This is a genomic window from Dyella sp. NPDC103356, from assembly GCF_055584465.1.
Window position 1 is genome coordinate 216,309 of the sequence record NZ_JBVJLZ010000003.1, and the last position, 15,945, is coordinate 232,253.

The 15,945-nt window shown below is 62.6% G+C and carries 13 protein-coding genes; 3 read left to right on the plus strand and 10 right to left on the minus strand.

Features of this window, described 5'->3' with window-relative positions; translation table 11 throughout:
* Positions 1–74 precede the first annotated feature (74 nt).
* Both apaG and ACZ6WW_RS07815 read left to right on the plus strand, forming a co-directional pair.
* Positions 75–458, plus strand: a complete 384-nt coding sequence (apaG, locus tag ACZ6WW_RS07810; RefSeq protein ID WP_281850315.1) for a Co2+/Mg2+ efflux protein ApaG — start codon at positions 75–77, stop codon at positions 456–458.
* Between the two features lie 5 nt (positions 459–463).
* Positions 464–1,315 carry a symmetrical bis(5'-nucleosyl)-tetraphosphatase gene (locus ACZ6WW_RS07815; RefSeq protein ID WP_281850316.1) on the plus strand — a complete coding sequence of 284 codons (852 nt, stop codon included), beginning with the start codon at positions 464–466 and terminating at the stop codon, positions 1,313–1,315.
* Between the two features lie 322 nt (positions 1,316–1,637).
* On the opposite strand, the gene secA is transcribed toward ACZ6WW_RS07815, so the two are convergent.
* Both secA and ACZ6WW_RS07825 read right to left on the minus strand, forming a co-directional pair.
* Positions 1,638–4,370, minus strand: a complete 2,733-nt coding sequence (secA, locus tag ACZ6WW_RS07820) for a preprotein translocase subunit SecA (protein WP_281850317.1) — start codon at positions 4,368–4,370, stop codon at positions 1,638–1,640.
* Positions 4,371–4,706: 336 nt separating this feature from the next.
* On the minus strand, positions 4,707–5,636 hold the full coding sequence (locus ACZ6WW_RS07825; RefSeq protein WP_465273705.1) for a peptidoglycan DD-metalloendopeptidase family protein: 930 nt from the start codon (positions 5,634–5,636) through the stop codon (positions 4,707–4,709).
* A gap of 85 nt (positions 5,637–5,721) precedes the next feature.
* Here ACZ6WW_RS07825 and ACZ6WW_RS07830 point away from each other — a divergent pair, with 85 nt between their 5' ends.
* Positions 5,722–6,150 (plus strand): DciA family protein, encoded by a 429-nt coding sequence (locus tag ACZ6WW_RS07830; RefSeq protein ID WP_465273706.1) that lies wholly within the window; start codon positions 5,722–5,724, stop codon positions 6,148–6,150.
* A 390-nt stretch (positions 6,151–6,540) separates the two neighbouring features.
* On the opposite strand, the gene lpxC is transcribed toward ACZ6WW_RS07830, so the two are convergent.
* The 8 genes from lpxC to ftsW all read right to left on the minus strand — a co-directional run bounded on the left by lpxC (position 6,541) and on the right by ftsW (position 15,943).
* A complete protein-coding gene (gene lpxC, locus ACZ6WW_RS07835) occupies positions 6,541–7,455 on the minus strand; it encodes a UDP-3-O-acyl-N-acetylglucosamine deacetylase (protein ID WP_281850320.1) in 915 nt (304 codons plus the stop codon).
* A gap of 493 nt (positions 7,456–7,948) precedes the next feature.
* Positions 7,949–9,133, minus strand: coding sequence for a cell division protein FtsZ (gene ftsZ / locus ACZ6WW_RS07840; protein WP_465273707.1), 1,185 nt, complete (start codon positions 9,131–9,133; stop codon positions 7,949–7,951).
* A 128-nt stretch (positions 9,134–9,261) separates the two neighbouring features.
* On the minus strand, positions 9,262–10,494 hold the full coding sequence (gene ftsA / locus ACZ6WW_RS07845; RefSeq protein ID WP_465273708.1) for a cell division protein FtsA: 1,233 nt from the start codon (positions 10,492–10,494) through the stop codon (positions 9,262–9,264).
* Positions 10,491–11,228 carry a cell division protein FtsQ/DivIB gene (locus tag ACZ6WW_RS07850; RefSeq protein ID WP_281850323.1) on the minus strand — a complete coding sequence of 246 codons (738 nt, stop codon included), beginning with the start codon at positions 11,226–11,228 and terminating at the stop codon, positions 10,491–10,493. Before ACZ6WW_RS07850 ends, ftsA begins: the two co-directional genes overlap by 4 nt.
* Entirely contained in the window at positions 11,225–12,181 is a 957-nt protein-coding gene (locus ACZ6WW_RS07855; RefSeq protein WP_465273709.1) for a D-alanine--D-alanine ligase, read from the minus strand. The genes ACZ6WW_RS07850 and ACZ6WW_RS07855 overlap by 4 nt, the downstream gene beginning before the upstream one ends.
* Complete coding sequence (murC, locus tag ACZ6WW_RS07860; protein WP_465273710.1) at positions 12,178–13,620, minus strand: UDP-N-acetylmuramate--L-alanine ligase; 1,443 nt, start codon at positions 13,618–13,620, stop codon at positions 12,178–12,180. The genes ACZ6WW_RS07855 and murC overlap by 4 nt, the downstream gene beginning before the upstream one ends.
* The gene (gene murG, locus ACZ6WW_RS07865; protein ID WP_465273711.1) at positions 13,617–14,690 is read right to left on the minus strand and encodes an undecaprenyldiphospho-muramoylpentapeptide beta-N-acetylglucosaminyltransferase; all 1,074 of its coding nucleotides are present in this window, start codon (positions 14,688–14,690) and stop codon (positions 13,617–13,619) included. Before murG ends, murC begins: the two co-directional genes overlap by 4 nt.
* Positions 14,687–15,943, minus strand: a complete 1,257-nt coding sequence (ftsW, locus tag ACZ6WW_RS07870; protein WP_465273712.1) for a putative lipid II flippase FtsW — start codon at positions 15,941–15,943, stop codon at positions 14,687–14,689. The genes murG and ftsW overlap by 4 nt, the downstream gene beginning before the upstream one ends.
* Positions 15,944–15,945 lie beyond the last annotated feature (2 nt).

Sequence of the window (15,945 nt, forward strand, 5' to 3'; positions counted from 1 at the left end):
TCGATCCGCACGGAATTCCCCCGTGCATGAGGCATGCTTGCGCCATGCATGGCAGCAACGCTTACAATCGCCTCATGAATGACAAATCCCCCTACACGATCGACGTGCAGGTCGCTTCCCGCTTCGTCCCCGATCAATCGAAGCCCGCTGACAATCGCTACGTGTTCGCTTACACCATCACCCTGCGCAATAACGGCGAGGTACCCGCGCGCCTCCTGACACGCCATTGGCTGATTACCGATGCCAATGGCAAGATCGAAGAAGTGCGTGGCGATGGCGTCGTCGGCGAACAGCCGTGGATGCGGCCGGGCGACGATTACGAGTACACCTCGGGCGCGGTGCTGGAGACTGCGGTGGGCACGATGCAGGGCAGCTATCAGATGCTCGCCGACGACGGCACGCATTTCGAAGCGCCGATCCCCGCCTTCACGCTATCCATTCCGCGCACGCTGCACTAGCGCCGATGGCTACCTATGCGATCGGCGACGTACAAGGCTGTTATCCCGAGCTGCAACGTCTACTGGAAAAACTACGTTTCGACCCGGCTTCCGACCGGCTGTGGTTCTGCGGCGACCTGGTCAACCGCGGCGGGCAGTCGCTCGACACTCTGCGCCTGATCCATAGCCTGCGCGACAACGTCATTGTCACCCTGGGCAACCACGATCTCAGCCTGCTGGCGATCGGACAACGGCGACCGGATGCGCAGTCCAAGGTGAACCCGGAGCTGCGCGAAGTCCTGTTTGCCGAAGATGCGCCGGTACTGTTCGAGTGGATGCGCGGCCAGAAGCTCATGCATCACGATGAGCAGTTGGGCTGGACCATGGTGCATGCCGGCCTGGCGCCGATCTGGACGCTGCGTCAGGCATTGCGCCAGGCACAAGACGTCGAGCGCGAGCTGTCGAGCCCACGCCATCCACGCATCCTGAAAAACCTGTTCGGCAACCGCCCGGCGGCATGGTCCAGCCGCCTGCAAGGCATCGAACGCATGCGCGCATCGATCAACACCTTTACCCGCATGCGCTATTGCGACGTGCACGGCCGCATCGACTTCGAAAGCAAGGGCATCCCCGGCACGCAAAAGCCCGGCATGTACCCTTGGTTCGAAGTGCCCGGCATGCGTCGTCGCGAAACGCGCATCGTCTGCGGCCACTGGTCGACCCTCGGCCGTTTTTCCGGCCTGGGCATCTACGCCATCGACACCGGCTGCGTCTGGGGCGGCAAGCTCACCGCCATTCGCCTGGAGGCGAACGACGAGCCGGCGTACATCACGGTGGATGCAGAGCCGCATCGGAAGAAGATGCCCGGGGGCGATTGAAGTTCAGCGTTAAAGACGCTGCCGCAGTAGCGACGACCGGGCACCTCGGGAAACTCTCCCTAGCCGTCATCCCGGCGTAGGCCGGGATCCAGTGGCGTCAGGCTCCGGTTCTAGCGATAGAGCAGACTCTTTGGGTTCTCGCGACAACTGACCACAAAGTCACTGGATCCCGGCCTGCGCCGGGATGACGATGGGAACACTGAGGTTATTAGAGTTTTGCTTTAGTCCCTAACCGTGGTGACTTAAACGACTTGTCGTGACTGAAGTCGCTCCTACAGAGAAGCATAAAAAAAAGCCGGCTTGCGCCGGCTTTTTCGTGGACTCAGCTCAGCTGCCCATGGCAGTGCTTGTACTTCTTGCCAGAACCGCAGGGGCAAGGATCGTTGCGGCCGACCTTCGGGCCGTCACGCTGCACCACTTCGTTCTCGATCGACGGCATCGGAATCTCGCCCAGCTCCGGTGCGCTCAGCGCACCCAGCGGAGCCCCGCCGCCCGTCGCCTGCATCTGCTGCTGCAAGCGCTCGGCCAGACGTTGTTGCTCGGCTTCCATCGCGGCGACCTCTTCTTCGCTGCGAATACGGATGCGCGCCAGCATCTGCACCACTTCGGCCTTGATGCGATCGAGCATGCTGGAGAACAGCTCATACGACTCGCGCTTGAACTCCTGCTTGGGCTGCTTCTGCGCGTAACCACGCAGATAGATGCCCTGACGCAGGTAATCCATGCTTGCCAGGTGTTCCTTCCACGCGTTGTCCACCACGCTCAGCATGATGTGCTTTTCCAGCTGGCGCATGGGCTCGGAACCGATCTGCTGCTCCTTGTCCTTGAACAGCTTGTCGACGCTCTGGCGCACATGCTCTAGCAGCGTGTTGTCATCGGCTTCCGTTTGCTGTTCGAGCCAATGACGCAAGTCGGCATGAACACCGAATTCGCTTTCCAGCTCACGATCGAGGCCCTGCACATCCCATTGCTCGTCGATGCTGTGCAGCGGCACGTAACGACGGACCAGGTTGTCGACCACGTCTTCGCGGATGTCGTTGATGGTCGCCGAGACGTCGTCGGTCTCGAGCAGCTCGTCGCGCTGCGCATAGATCACCTTGCGCTGATCGTTGGCGACGTCGTCGAACTCCAGCAGGTGTTTGCGAATATCGAAGTTGTGCTGCTCGACCTTGCGCTGCGCCTTCTCGATCTGCCGGCTGATCATGCGATCTTCCAGCGCGTCGTCTTCCTTCATGCCGAACATACGCATCCAGCGGCCGACCCAATCGCCGGCAAAGATGCGCAGCAGGTTGTCCTGCAGCGACAGGTAGAAGCGCGACGAACCCGGGTCGCCCTGACGGCCGGAACGACCGCGCAGCTGGTTGTCGATACGACGCGACTCGTGGCGCTCGGTACCGATGATGTGCAGGCCGCCCGCTTCGAGTACCTGATCGTGACGCTTCTGCCACTCGGCCTTGGCGCGCTTGCGATCGATGTCGTTAGCGTCTTCGGGCAACGCGGCCAGCGCCGCCTCGAGGCTGCCGCCGAGCACGATATCGGTACCGCGGCCGGCCATGTTCGTGGCGATGGTGACCGAACCGGGCGCACCGGCCTGGGCCACGATGTGCGCTTCGCGCTCGTGCTGTTTGGCATTGAGCACTTCGTGCGGGATGCCTTCCTTGCGCAGCAGGTTCGACAGCAGCTCGGACACTTCGATCGAGGTGGTACCGACCAGCACCGGCTGACCGCGCTTGTGGCAATCCCTGATGTCTTCGATCACGGCACGGTACTTGACCTCCTGGCCAAGGAAGACCATGTCCGAATTGTCCTTGCGGATCATCGCCTTGTGGGTGGGAATCACCACCACTTCCAGGCCGTAGATCTGCTGGAACTCGTAGGCTTCGGTATCGGCCGTACCGGTCATGCCGGCCAGCTTCTTGTACATGCGGAACAGATTCTGGAACGTCACCGTGGCCAGCGTCTGGTTCTCGCGCTGAATCGGCACGCCTTCCTTCGCCTCGACCGCCTGATGCAGACCGTCGGACCAGCGACGGCCCGGCAGCGTACGGCCGGTGAATTCGTCGACGATGATCACTTCGCCATCGCGCACGATGTAGTCGACGTCGCGCTGATAGATCGCGTTGGCGCGCAGTGCAGCGTTCAAGTGGTGAACGACAGCGAGATTCTTCGAGTCGTACAAGCCGCTGTCGGCATCGATCACGCCGGTCTGACGCAACAACTCATCGGCGTGCGACATGCCCTCTTCGGACAGATGCACCTGCTTCTGTTTTTCGTCGACCCAGTAATCGCCGGCACCGTCTTCTTTTTCCTGACGGATCATCTTCGGCACGATCTTGTTCACCGACAGATACAGCTGCGGCGAATCTTCGGCCGGGCCGGAAATGATCAGCGGCGTGCGCGCCTCGTCGATCAGGATCGAGTCGACTTCGTCGACGATGGCGTAGTTGAGGCCGCGCTGATAACGCTGGTCCTTGGACAGGGCCATGTTGTCGCGCAGATAGTCGAAACCGAATTCGTTGTTGGTGCCGTAGGTGATGTCGGCAGCATAGGCCTGGTGCTTGTCGCTGTGATCCATGCCCGGCCACACCACGCCCACGGACAAGCCGAGGAAGTTGTACAGCTTGCCCATCTGCGCGGAGTCGCGACGTGCCAGGTAATCGTTCACGGTAACCACGTGAACACCCTTGCTCTCCAGCGCGTTCAGATACACCGGCAGCGTACCCACCAGGGTCTTGCCCTCACCCGTACGCATTTCGGCGATGCGGCCCGAATGCAGCACCATGCCGCCGATCAACTGCACGTCGTAGGGGCGCATGCCGAGCACGCGCTTGGCTCCCTCGCGCACCGTGGCAAACGCCTCCGGCAGGATCTTGTCCAGCGACTCGCCCGCGGCGACACGCTGCTTGAATTCATCGGTCTTGCCGCGCAGCGCTTCATCGCTGAGCTTTTCGAACTCCGACTCAAGCGCATTGATACGCGCTACGGTCTTGGACAGCTGGCGCAGCACACGTTCGTTGCGGCTACCGAAAAGGCTCGTCAAGGCACGATTAAACATCGATCTTCCGGATCTGGAGACAGGAACGCCCGGTAGCTATGAAAGCGGCCGGGACGAAAGGATTGATGATACTAGGGTCAGGCGACGATCCCAACTTGCCGCTTTTTCCTGGGGATGGGGTGGCGGCAAAGTCGAGGGTTTTCAAGGGTTGCGGGGGTGAAGCTGCTCGCTTCGCGTCGCTGTAAAGCCGGTTGCTACGCAACCTGGAAAGAGTAAAGGGGAAGAGCTAAAGCGCCAGTGCGGCTCTCGCTCCTCCCCTTTTCAGGCCGCGCAGAGGCCGGCTTTACAGCGACGCGAAGCGAGCGGCTTCACAGGCGGCGTAGCCGCCGGCCTCGCTTATCGGTGACTTTTTACGTACGCCAGCGGATTGACCACCCGTCCGTCGTACCAGACCTCGAAATGCAGGTGCGAGCCAGTAGAACGCCCGGTCGAGCCGGCCTTGGCGATGACATCGCCGATATGCACGCGCTGACCCGGATGAACTTCAAGCTGGCTGTTGTGAGCGTAGCGGGTCATATAGCCGTTGCCATGGTCGATCTCGACCACGTTGCCATAGCCATTGCGAACACCGGCGTAGGTGACCATGCCTTCGGCCACGGCCTGCACCGGCGTGCCGGTGGGGGCTGCGATGTCGATACCGGTGTGATGAGCGGCATGCCCGCTGAACGGATCGGGGCGGCCACCAAAATAGGAGGAGATATAGCCGTCGAGCGGCATGCCGGTCGGCTTGAGATTGGAGTCGATCTTGGCGTCGAGCAGGAAGCTCTGCAGCGCCGAAAGCTGGGCTTGCTGCCGGTCGAACTGCTTGGCCAACTCGTCGATGCTCTTGTCCAGCGTCTGCGGCAACGCATAGGGACTGTCGGACGTATCTTCGACGCCACCGACCGGCGGTTGCTCGTCGAAATTGAATTCGCCGTCGTCCAGCTTGCCTACCTGGGTGAGACGCTCGCCCAGGGCATTGAGCCGGGTGGACTGGGCTTGCAGTTGGCCCAGCTTGATGGCCAGGGCGTCGACTTCACGCTGTGCATCCTTGCGCATGTCGGCCAGTTGGGCATTCTGCTGGGTGACCTGCTTGTGTAGCTGTCCGATTTCGGCAATCGCCCCGTCACGGGGACTGGCCAGCGCCAAGGCCACCAGCGCACCGAAACCCGCACAGCCCACGACGGCACCGACTGCTACACCCAGTAGCCGATAGCGCAGGCGCCGATCAGCCAGATCCAAAGTTTTCGGCACCTTCTTGGTGCGTGATACAAGTATGATTTGCATTGAATTTCCACATCCGAGATGTCGGCATCACATGCAGCGTAACGACCCACCCTCCTCCGGCCCTGTCAGTCGCGGACCCAAGTCCGTGACCGAATTTGGCCCCGTCGCGGCTCTCGCAAAGAGAGCCGGCGAGCTGGAGGCGCTGGATCGTGCACTGCGCCAGACGTTGCCGTCACCGCTCCGCGAGCAGGTTCGTTTCGCCAACCTGCGCGACGGCCGCCTTGTTTTTTTGGCTCCCTCGCCGGCCTGGGCATCGAGACTGCGTCTTTCTCAGGCGCAGATACTCTCAGCCGCACACGCCCTAGGCGTGCACGCCAACGTGGTTACCGTGAAAGTGGCCCCCCTTCCGCCAACTCAAACCGAGCCGGACCGGACAAAACCGCTTTCTGCTGCCGCCGCCAATCACCTAAAGGCTGCTGCAGCATCAACCTCTGACCCCGAATTACGGGAACTGTTCCTGGAACTGGCGTCCGTCGCCGATATTTCTGCTTCCCGGACCGGCGGAACCCCCTAGCCGACATCCCGGCTCGTTCCGACACGCGGCGCTCCCGCGCCGATTCGACCAGCCACCCCCGGTGGCGAGGGAGGTTTATACCACGCGAACCCCGTTGACCAAGTGGCGATGTCATCGGTACGTGAACCGCGGCCGTGCGAAAGGGCGAGGTATATCACAAAAGGAAAAAGTCGCGCCAATGCGGAACGCTTTCCAGACGGCTCACCCCACCTTGAGACGCCCGGATTTTCGGAGGGCGACTTCAATCGCCCCGCACAGGCAAAACCATACGTCCGTTTGTTATTTTTTGTGGCATCAGGCAGTTAGCGCACCCCAAATAAAAAAGGCCGCGCTCAGAGGCGCGGCCTTTCTTGTTGCGGCCGGAGCCGCTGCGTCAGATGCCAGGGCGAATCAGATCGCCTGAGCCGGATGCGCGTAGGAGATCGGCGAGGTCGCCGGATCGTCCTGGTAGCTGACTTCTTCCCAGGCGGAAGCGTCGGCCATCAAGGTGCGCAGCAGCTTGTTGTTGAGCTCATGACCGGATTTGTGCGCGTAGTACGCACCGATCAGGCTGTGACCTAACAAATACAGATCGCCAATCGCGTCGAGGATCTTGTGCTTGACGAATTCGTCTTCGTAGCGAAGGCCGTCTTCGTTGAGCACGCGATAGTCATCCAGCACCACGGCGTTATCCATCGAACCGCCGAGCGCGAGGTTGTGTTCGCGCAGCATCTCGATGTCGCGCATGAAACCGAACGTACGTGCGCGGCTGACTTCCTTCACGAAGGAGGTCGTCGAGAAATCGATCTCGGCGCGCGAAGTGCGCTTGCTGATGATCGGGTGATTGAACTCGATCGAGAAGCCGACCTTGAAGCCTTCAAATGGCTCAAAACTGGCCCATTTATCGCCTTCCTGCACCTTGATCGGCTTCTTGATGCGGATAAAGCGCTTGGCAACAGGCTGCTCTTCGATGCCAGCCGATTGCAGCAGGAAGACGAACGGACCGGCACTGCCGTCCATGATCGGCACTTCAGGTGCCGACAGATCGACGTAGGCATTGTCGATGCCCAGACCCGCCATCGCGGAGAGCAGATGCTCCACGGTGGACACGCGCACGTCGCCATTGACCAACGTGGTCGACAGACGCGTATCACCGACTTTGTCGGGACGCGCGGCGATATCAACAGGCGGCGAAAGATCCGTGCGACGGAAAACGATGCCAGTGTTCGGTGCGGCGGGGCGGAGCGTCATGTACACCTTGTCGCCGGTATGCAGACCGACGCCAGTGGCGCGAATGATGTTCTTGAGCGTACGCTGCTTGATCATTTTTTAAGTACCTAGCTATAGGGGCAGCAGCCAACAGGGTACGGATGCTAACACAGTCTTAACCTATAAAATAGCAAACCGTACCGTACAGTCTGTTCGCACTTTCATACTTCTTTCATCTGTGAATGAAAGTCATTCAGCGCCAAGCAGACAAAAATCTCAATTCCATCAATGGATTAAAAATCGACTCGACCCCTGTGCCGGGACGGGAAAGTCCAGCAAAGGGGTCGGATCCAGCGGTCGTAATCCGTACGCCGCTCATCATGCGTCATCCGAAAACGCACAGTCTGGGAAAGCGTTCACCTAACAACTGGATGAAATCGCTTCTTTCAAAGCTGCGTCAGCGGACCCTGACCAACCCTCACACGGAGAGTCAGCGCGGGCGCGAGGAAAACCTCGACACCCGTCACGACAGGTTACTGACAGTCAGTTCGAGCTTTTGTTCACTTTTTTCTAAGATTTTTTTACCTCAGTATTTCTCGGTATCCAGACCTCAATCGGCCTGACGACGCAGGAAGGCCGGGATGTCCAGGTAGTCGAAGCTCGGATCGGCACTCTTGGCCGGCGCCGACTCGGTGCGGACATGGTTGGCCACCGTTTCCGGCTGGGCGTAGTCGACCACTTCGTTGCCGGTACCGGTACGCAGCACGACCGGGCGCGGACGCTGGCGCATTTCCACCTGCTGAGGTGCCTGATGGCGACCCGGCTGACGGGCGGCGGCGGCACGGTTCAGGCCGGTGGCCACCACGGTGACGCGGACGTCGTCCTGCATTTCCGGATCGAGCGAGGTGCCGATCACGACGGTGGCGTCTTCGCTGGCGAAGTCGTGGATCACGCGGCCGATCTCGTCGAACTCACGCATCGTCAGGTTCGGACCCGCGGTGACGTTCACCAGAATGCCGCAGGCACCGTTGAGGTTCACGTCTTCCAGCAGCGGGTTGTTGATCGCCGCTTCGGCGGCCGCCTGGGCGCGATCGTCACCACGAGCGGTGCCCGAGCCCATCATCGCCATGCCCATTTCGGACATCACGGTACGCACGTCGGCAAAGTCGACGTTGATCAGGCCCGGGGCCGTGATCAGGTCGGCGATACCCTGCACCGCACCCTGCAGAACGTCATTGGCTGCCTTGAAGGCATTGAGCAGGGTCACTTCGCGACCCAGCACCGAGAGCAGCTTTTCGTTCGGCACGGTGATCAACGAATCGACGTGCTGCGACAGGTCTTCAATACCCTTCAGGGCGACCTGCATGCGGCGACGGCCTTCGAACGGGAACGGCTTGGTCACCACCGCTACGGTGAGGATGCCCTTCTCTTTGGCCAGCTGTGCGACAACTGGCGCTGCGCCGGTGCCGGTACCGCCACCCATGCCGGCGGTGATGAAGACCATGTCCGCGCCTTCGAGCATTTCCTCGATGCGCTCGCGGTCTTCCAGTGCGGCCTGACGACCCACTTCCGGGTTGGCGCCGGCACCAAGACCCTTGGTGACGTTGCCGCCCAGCTGCAGGTGCGTGCGCGAGCCGCAGCTCTTCATCGCCTGCGCATCAGTGTTGGCGACGACGAATTCGACGCCTTCGATATTGGCATTGAGCATGTGTGCCACGGCATTGCCGCCGCCACCGCCCACGCCGATGACCTTGATAACTGCGTTAGGTGCGAGTTTTTCGATCAGTTCAAACATTTCCCGTCCTCCGTAGAGACGCATCATTGTCGTTGTAACCACGGCTACGACACCTCCTGCCGGTCCGTGGTGTCGGGCTTTTTCCCTGTGCCCAGGACAGCGCATCCCGCGCCGTCGGATTTCCAAAACTAGAAATTCTTTGCTAACCAACCGCGCAGGCGTTCGACCAGACCACCCACGCTGCCGCCCACCGGTCCGCCCGAGCGCATGCCGCCTGCGCGCGCGCCATGCAACAGCAGGCCCACGCCTGTGGAATGCAACGGATTGGCGACGACTTCACCGAGACCGCTGACATGCTGCGGCACACCGATGCGAACCATCTTGTGGAAGATCTCTTCGGCCAGCTCCAGCGCACCTTCCATGCGCGAAGCGCCACCGGTGAGCACCACGCCCGCGGCAACCAGGCTTTCGTAGCCCGAGCGACGCAGCTCGTCCTGCACCATTTCGAAGATCTCTTCGTAACGCGCCTGCACGCTTTGTGCGAGCGACTGGCGAGCCAGGCGACGCGGCGGACGATCGCCTACGCTGGGGACCTGGATGGTCTCTTCAGCATGGGCAAGCTGCGCCAGAGCGCAGGCGTATTTGATTTTGATTTCTTCGGCGTGTGCAGTCGGTGTATGCACGCCATAAGCAATATCGTTGGTGACCTGATCGCCGCCGACCGGCAACGACTTGGTATAGCGAATCGAGCCCTGGGTGTAGATCGCAATGTCCGTGGTGCCTGCACCGATATCCACCAGACACACGCCCAGCTCGCGTTCGTCATCGGTCAGCACCGACTTCGCGCTGGCCACCGAGGACGGCACCAGTTCGTCGACCGACAAGCCGCAGCGCTGGATGCACTTGCTGATGTTCTGCACGGCGGCCGCGGCACCGGTGACCAGATGCACACTGGCTTCCAGGCGCACGCCGCTCATGCCAACCGGCGAGCGAATGCCGTCCTGGCCGTCGATGCGATATTCCTGCGACTCCTTATAGAGCACCTTGCGATCGGCCGGGATCGCCACGGCGCTGGCCGCTTCGAGCACCTGGTCCAGATCGCTGGGGGTCACTTCGCGATCGCGGATCGGCGCGGTGCCGTGCGAGTTCCTGGTTTCCAGATGGCTGCCGGAAATCGATGCGTAGACCGAGCGGATATCGCAGCCGGCCATCAGCTCGGCCTCTTCGACCGCCCGCTGGATCGAATGCACGGTCGATTCGATATCGACCACCGAGCCGCGCTTCAAGCCGCGCGACACGTGCGTGCCGATGCCGATCACCTCGATCGGTTCACCCGGTTCGTACTCGCCGACGATCGCCACCACTTTCGAGGTGCCGATATCGAGGCCGACGACGAGTTGCTTATCGTTCCTGGGTTTCATGTGCGGGGCGTGCCTCCAGCATTGACGGCAGGCGCCTGCGAAGGCCATCGCACGGCGAATCCGTTGGTATAGCGAAGATCGGCGTAGGCAAAGCCATCGGTGTGGCCTGCCATCAGCTGTGGGTAGACGTCGAGAAAGCGGCGCAAGCGCCGGCCCGCCTGATCGCGATCGCCGACGACGATCTGTGCGCCAGTCGAGGTGGTCAGGCTCCAGCTGCCGCGCTCGGTAAGCGCAACGCCGGTGATTTTCAATTTGGTGTTGGTGAAGGCTTTTTGCGTTTCCGCGTAGAAGCTCACCACCTCGGCCAGGCGTGCGTCGGGGCCGTGCAGATCCGGCAGGTTCGCACTGGCGGCGGCATCGGGCGCGTCGAACACCATGCCCTGGCGGCTGATCAGCTTGCCTTCGTTCCACTTGGCGAAGGGCTGGCGCTCGTAGATGCGCAGCAGCAACGTGTCGGGCCAATGCTTGCGCACTTCCACCGACTCGACCCAGGGCATCGCCTCGATCGAGCGCTGCACGGCATCCAGGTCCAGCGCAAAGAAGCCCTTGCCGAGACTCGGCAACACGGCAGTGCGAATCTGCTCGGGCGTCAGGTGCTTGAACTCGGCCTGCACGGTCAACTCCGTCACCGGCCAGCGATTGACCGCAAACCAGCCACGCAGGACGCCGACGATCGGCAGCGCGACCAGCGCAAGCGCAAGGCACCAGGCAACGAGGCGGACTGCTCCCCTCACGCGTTACCTCCGTCGCGATCGAAACTGGTTTCCAGCACGCGCCAGCACAGCGTCTCGTAGTCGATACCGACGACCTTGGCGGCCTTGGGCACCAGCGAATGCGAGGTCATGCCGGGCGCGGTGTTCACTTCCAGCAGCCAGTTCTTGCCGTGCTTGTCGCGCATCACGTCCACGCGTCCCCAGCCGGAGCAGGCCAACGCATCGAACGCGGTCAGCGCGAGCTCGCGCATTTCCTGCTCGGCCGCGCCGTCGAGACCGGGGCAGATGTACTGCGTGTCCTCGGCGATATATTTGGCGTTGTAGTCGTAGTACTCGCCCTTGGGCACGATCTTGATCGTCGGCAGGACGTCGCGACCAAGCACGCCGACGGTGAATTCACCACCTTCGCGCGCATCGCCCTCGATCAGGGTCTCCATCAGCATGTCGCCGGGATAACGCTGCGCCAGCTCGACGGCCGCATCGAGATCTTCCGCTTTGAAAACGCGCGTGACGCCGACGCTGGAACCTTCCCAGGCGGGTTTGACGATCAACGGAAAGCCCACTTCGCGCGCCGCGGCATGCACATCGGCACCGCGCGGCAACGCCTTGTAGCGCGGCGTCGGCAAACCCATGGACAGCCACACCTGCTTGGCGCGGATCTTGTCCAGCGACAGCGCCGAGCCGAGCACGCCCGAACCGGTGAACGGCACACGCAGCGACTGCAAGGCACCCTGCAATTCGCCGTTCTCGCCACCGCCGCCGTGCAGGATATTGAACACGCGCGCGAAATGACCGGCACGCACGGCGTCCAGCAGGGCCGGAATACCGTCGATCGCGTGCGCGTCGACGCCGCGTGCCTTGAGCGCGGCCAGCACGCCGCGACCCGAATCCAGCGATACCTCGCGCTCGGCCGAGCTGCCGCCCATCACTACGGCGACGCGACCGAACTGGGCGGGATCGTTGATCGTCTTCATGACTTCTTGGTCCTCAAATGCCCGGCATTGGCCAGCTCTACTGCGGCCGAACCGATATCGCCGGCGCCAAGCAGCAACAGCAGATCGCCGTCGCGCAACAGCGTGGGCAGGGTTTCGGAAAATTCGCGTGGATGCTCGATCAGCACCGGATCGACCTTGCCGCGCGCGCGCACCGCACGCGCGAGTGCGCGACCGTCGGCACCGGCAATCGGTGCTTCGCCGGCCGGGTAGACATCGGTCAACACCAGCACGTCGGCATCGGCCAGCACGTTGGCAAAATCGTCGAGCAGATCGCGGGTACGGCTATAGCGATGCGGCTGGAATGCCACCACCAGGCGACGATCCGGCCAGCCACCGCGCGCAGCGGAAAATACCGCCGCAAGTTCGCGCGGATGGTGACCGTAGTCGTCGACCAGCAGAGCGCTGCCCTTGTCCAGCGCGATCTCGCCGCGTCGATGGAAACGACGGCCCACGCCCTGGAAACCGGCGAGTGCGTGCGCAATCGCTTCGGCTTCCACGCCAAGCTGCCAGCCAATGCTTGCCGCGGCCAACGCGTTGAGCACGTTGTGGCGGCCCGGTAGGTTCAGTGTCACCGGCAGGCTGCCTTCGCGGCCCGGCAGGTGCAGGTCGAAATGCATCTCGAAGCCGCTCTGCGACAGGTTCGACGCACGCACGTCCGCATCGGGCGTGTCGATGCCGTAGGTCATCACGCGACGCGTGGTGTGCTTGGCCAGCTCGGCCACTTCCGGGTCGTCGACACAGAGCACAGCCAGGCCATAGAACGGCAGGCGATGCAGGAAATCGCCGAAGGCTTTCTTCACCTGGGCGAAGTCACCGCCGTAGTTCTCCAGATGATCGGCGTCGATGTTCGTCACCACCGCGATCACCGGCGACAGCAGCAGGAACGAACCATCGGACTCGTCCGCCTCCGCCACGATGTACTGCCCCGTGCCCAGGCGCGCATTCGCGCCGGCGGCATTCAACTGGCCGCCGATCACAAAGGTCGGATCGTAGTCGGCCTCGGCCAGCACGCTGGCGGCCAGGCTGGTCGTGGTGGTCTTGCCGTGGGTTCCGGCAATGGCGATGCCGCGACGGAAACGCATCAGCTCGCCAAGCATCTCCGCGCGCGGCACCACCGGAATGCGCCCGGCGCGTGCGGCGACCAACTCGGGGTTGTCCTGGCCAATGGCGCTGGACGTCACGACAACGTCAGCATCGCCGATATGTTCCGCGGCGTGACCGACATGAACCGTGATGCCGAGGTTCTGCAGACGCTGCGCGGTCGGCGAGTTGGAGCGATCCGAACCGGATACGGCATAACCAAGGTTATGCAGTACTTCGGCGATACCGCTCATGCCGACACCGCCGATGCCGATGAAGTGCACCCGCTGGAACGTGGACATCAGTTCTTCGTGAGCATGCAGGCGACGCGGCGTCATGCGGCCACCTCCATGCAGGCGCGCGCGATCACCTGCGCGGCGTCGGGCTTGGCCAGCGTACGCGCGGCTTGCGCCATCGCGATCAACTTGCCGCGGTTGTCCAGCAGCGCTTCAATGCGCTGCGCCAAAGCCTGTACGTCCAGATCGCGCTCCTGAATCAATTCGGCCGCACCCGCGGCGACCAGCGCCTCGGCGTTGCGGGTCTGGTGGTCGTCCACCGCGTGCGGAAACGGCACGAGCACCGCGCCGAGTCCGGCGGCGGTCAATTCGGCCAGGGTCAAGGCGCCGGCGCGGCATATGGCCAGATCCGCCCATGCATACGTGCCGGCCATGTCTTCGATAAACGGCACGATCTGCGCGTCCACCCCGGCCTTGGCATAGGCTTCGCGCGCTTCGTCGATACCACGGTTGCCGCACTGATGCAGCACTTCGGGGCGCTGCGCCGGCGCCAGTTGTGCGAGCGCTTGCGGCAACACTGTGTTCAAGGCGCGCGCGCCGAGGCTGCCGCCCAACACCAGCAAACGCGGGCGACCGCTGCGGCCAGCCATACGTTCGGCGGGCGCCGGCAACGCGCCGATCGCCGCACGCACCGGGTTGCCCACCCATTCGGCGTTCGGCAAGGCGTCGGCAAAACCGGCCAGTACGCGACGCGCATAGCCGGCCAGCTTGCGATTGGTATAACCGGCAACGCGGTTCTGCTCGTGCACCAGCAACGGACGGCCGCTCAGGCGCGCGGCGACGCCGCCCGGACCTGCCACGTAACCCCCCATCGACAGTACGCTGCGCGGCTTTACCCGGCGCAACACGGACAACGACGCGATCAATGCACGCGCCAGCATCAACGGCGCCAGTACGCGCGTCTTCAGGCCTTTGCCGCGCAAGCCGCCTACCGGCACGGTATAGAGCGTGATGCCATGCGTCGGCACCACACGCGTTTCCATGCCGCCATCGGCGCCCAGCCACACGACAGGCACGCCCTGCACGCGTAGTGCTTCGGCTACCGCGAGGCCGGGGAAGATGTGGCCGCCGGTACCGCCGGCCATGATCAGCACGGGTGCGTTGGCCGTCATGCGCCCACCGCCTCGCGTACGGGCGTCGCCACCGCCGCACCAGCCGCTGCCGCTTTCGCATCAGGCACGGCCGTTGCAGGCATGCGCGTGGCCATCTGACGCGCATCGAGTGCGCGGTTGATTTCATACGTTGCACGCAACAACACGCCGGCCATCGCGCAGGTCAGCACGATCGACGAACCGCCATAGCTGATCAACGGCAGCGTCAGGCCCTTGGTCGGCAGCGCGCCCAGGTTCACGCCGATCGACACCATCGTCTGCAAGCCGATCATCAACGAAATGCCAAAGGCGACATAGCCGGCGAAACGCTGGCCCAGCTCGACACCCTTGATGCCCATCGACAGGCCGCGCCACACGACCATCGAGAACAGGCCCATGACGCAGAGGATGCCGGCCAGACCCAGCTCTTCGGAGATCACGGCAAAGATAAAGTCGGTATGCGCTTCGGGCAGGTAGGACAGCTTCAATACGCTTTGCCCCAAGCCCACACCGGTCCACTCGCCGCGGCCGATCGCCATCAGCGACTGGGTCAGCTGAAATCCGTCGTTGAACGGATCCTTCCACGGATCCATGAACGAGGTGAGGCGCTTCATGCGATACGCCTCGCTGGTTGCCGCGATCGCCAGCAACGGCATCAGCGGCAGGCCCATGCCGAACAAGAAGATCGGCCGCGCACCGCCCAGCCACACCATCGCGATCGCCACACCGATCATCAGCGTGGCCGAACCGAAGTCCGGCTGCGCCAGCAGCAGCAAGACGAACAGGCCCGCGACCAGCAACGGCTTGAACAAGCCCATGAAGCGCGTCTCGACGCTTTCGCGGTGACGCACCAGATAGCTGGAGATATAGATCACCAGAATCAGCTTGACCGCTTCCACCGGCTGGAAACTGGTCACCACCAGGTTCAACCAGCGATGCGCGCCATTGAGCTTCATCCCGAGGAACGGGAGAAACACGGCAAGCAGCAGGCTGAAGGCAAGCAGCATCAGCAGGAACGCGTTCTTCTCCAGGAACTTCAGTTCCGTGCGCATGGCCACGCCCGCCACCACGAAACCCAGCGCAAGAAACAGCAGGTGCTTCTTGAGGAAGTAGAACTCGCCCAGGTTCGAGTTCGCGGCGGCGACCGCGATCGAGCTGGAGGTGACCATGACCAGCCCGAGGCTCGCCAGACCGACGAGCGCGACCAGCAGCGGCATATCGAACTTGCCGCGCGGTCCTTGCCGCCGTTTTGCCTGGGTTGCGTCGAAGATCATCG

Coding starts and splice junctions, on each gene's coding strand:
- ftsZ (WP_465273707.1), bottom strand. CDS start 9,133: ATGTTTGAACTGATCGAAAAACTCGCACCTAACGCAGTTATCAAGGTC.
- ACZ6WW_RS07825 (WP_465273705.1), bottom strand. CDS start 5,636: ATGCAAATCATACTTGTATCACGCACCAAGAAGGTGCCGAAAACTTTG.
- ftsA (WP_465273708.1), bottom strand. CDS start 10,494: ATGAAACCCAGGAACGATAAGCAACTCGTCGTCGGCCTCGATATCGGC.
- ACZ6WW_RS07855 (WP_465273709.1), bottom strand. CDS start 12,181: ATGAAGACGATCAACGATCCCGCCCAGTTCGGTCGCGTCGCCGTAGTG.
- murC (WP_465273710.1), bottom strand. CDS start 13,620: ATGACGCCGCGTCGCCTGCATGCTCACGAAGAACTGATGTCCACGTTC.
- ACZ6WW_RS07815 (WP_281850316.1), top strand. CDS start 464: ATGGCTACCTATGCGATCGGCGACGTACAAGGCTGTTATCCCGAGCTG.
- lpxC (WP_281850320.1), bottom strand. CDS start 7,455: ATGATCAAGCAGCGTACGCTCAAGAACATCATTCGCGCCACTGGCGTC.
- apaG (WP_281850315.1), top strand. CDS start 75: ATGAATGACAAATCCCCCTACACGATCGACGTGCAGGTCGCTTCCCGC.
- murG (WP_465273711.1), bottom strand. CDS start 14,690: ATGACGGCCAACGCACCCGTGCTGATCATGGCCGGCGGTACCGGCGGC.
- secA (WP_281850317.1), bottom strand. CDS start 4,370: ATGTTTAATCGTGCCTTGACGAGCCTTTTCGGTAGCCGCAACGAACGT.
- ftsW (WP_465273712.1), bottom strand. CDS start 15,943: ATGATCTTCGACGCAACCCAGGCAAAACGGCGGCAAGGACCGCGCGGC.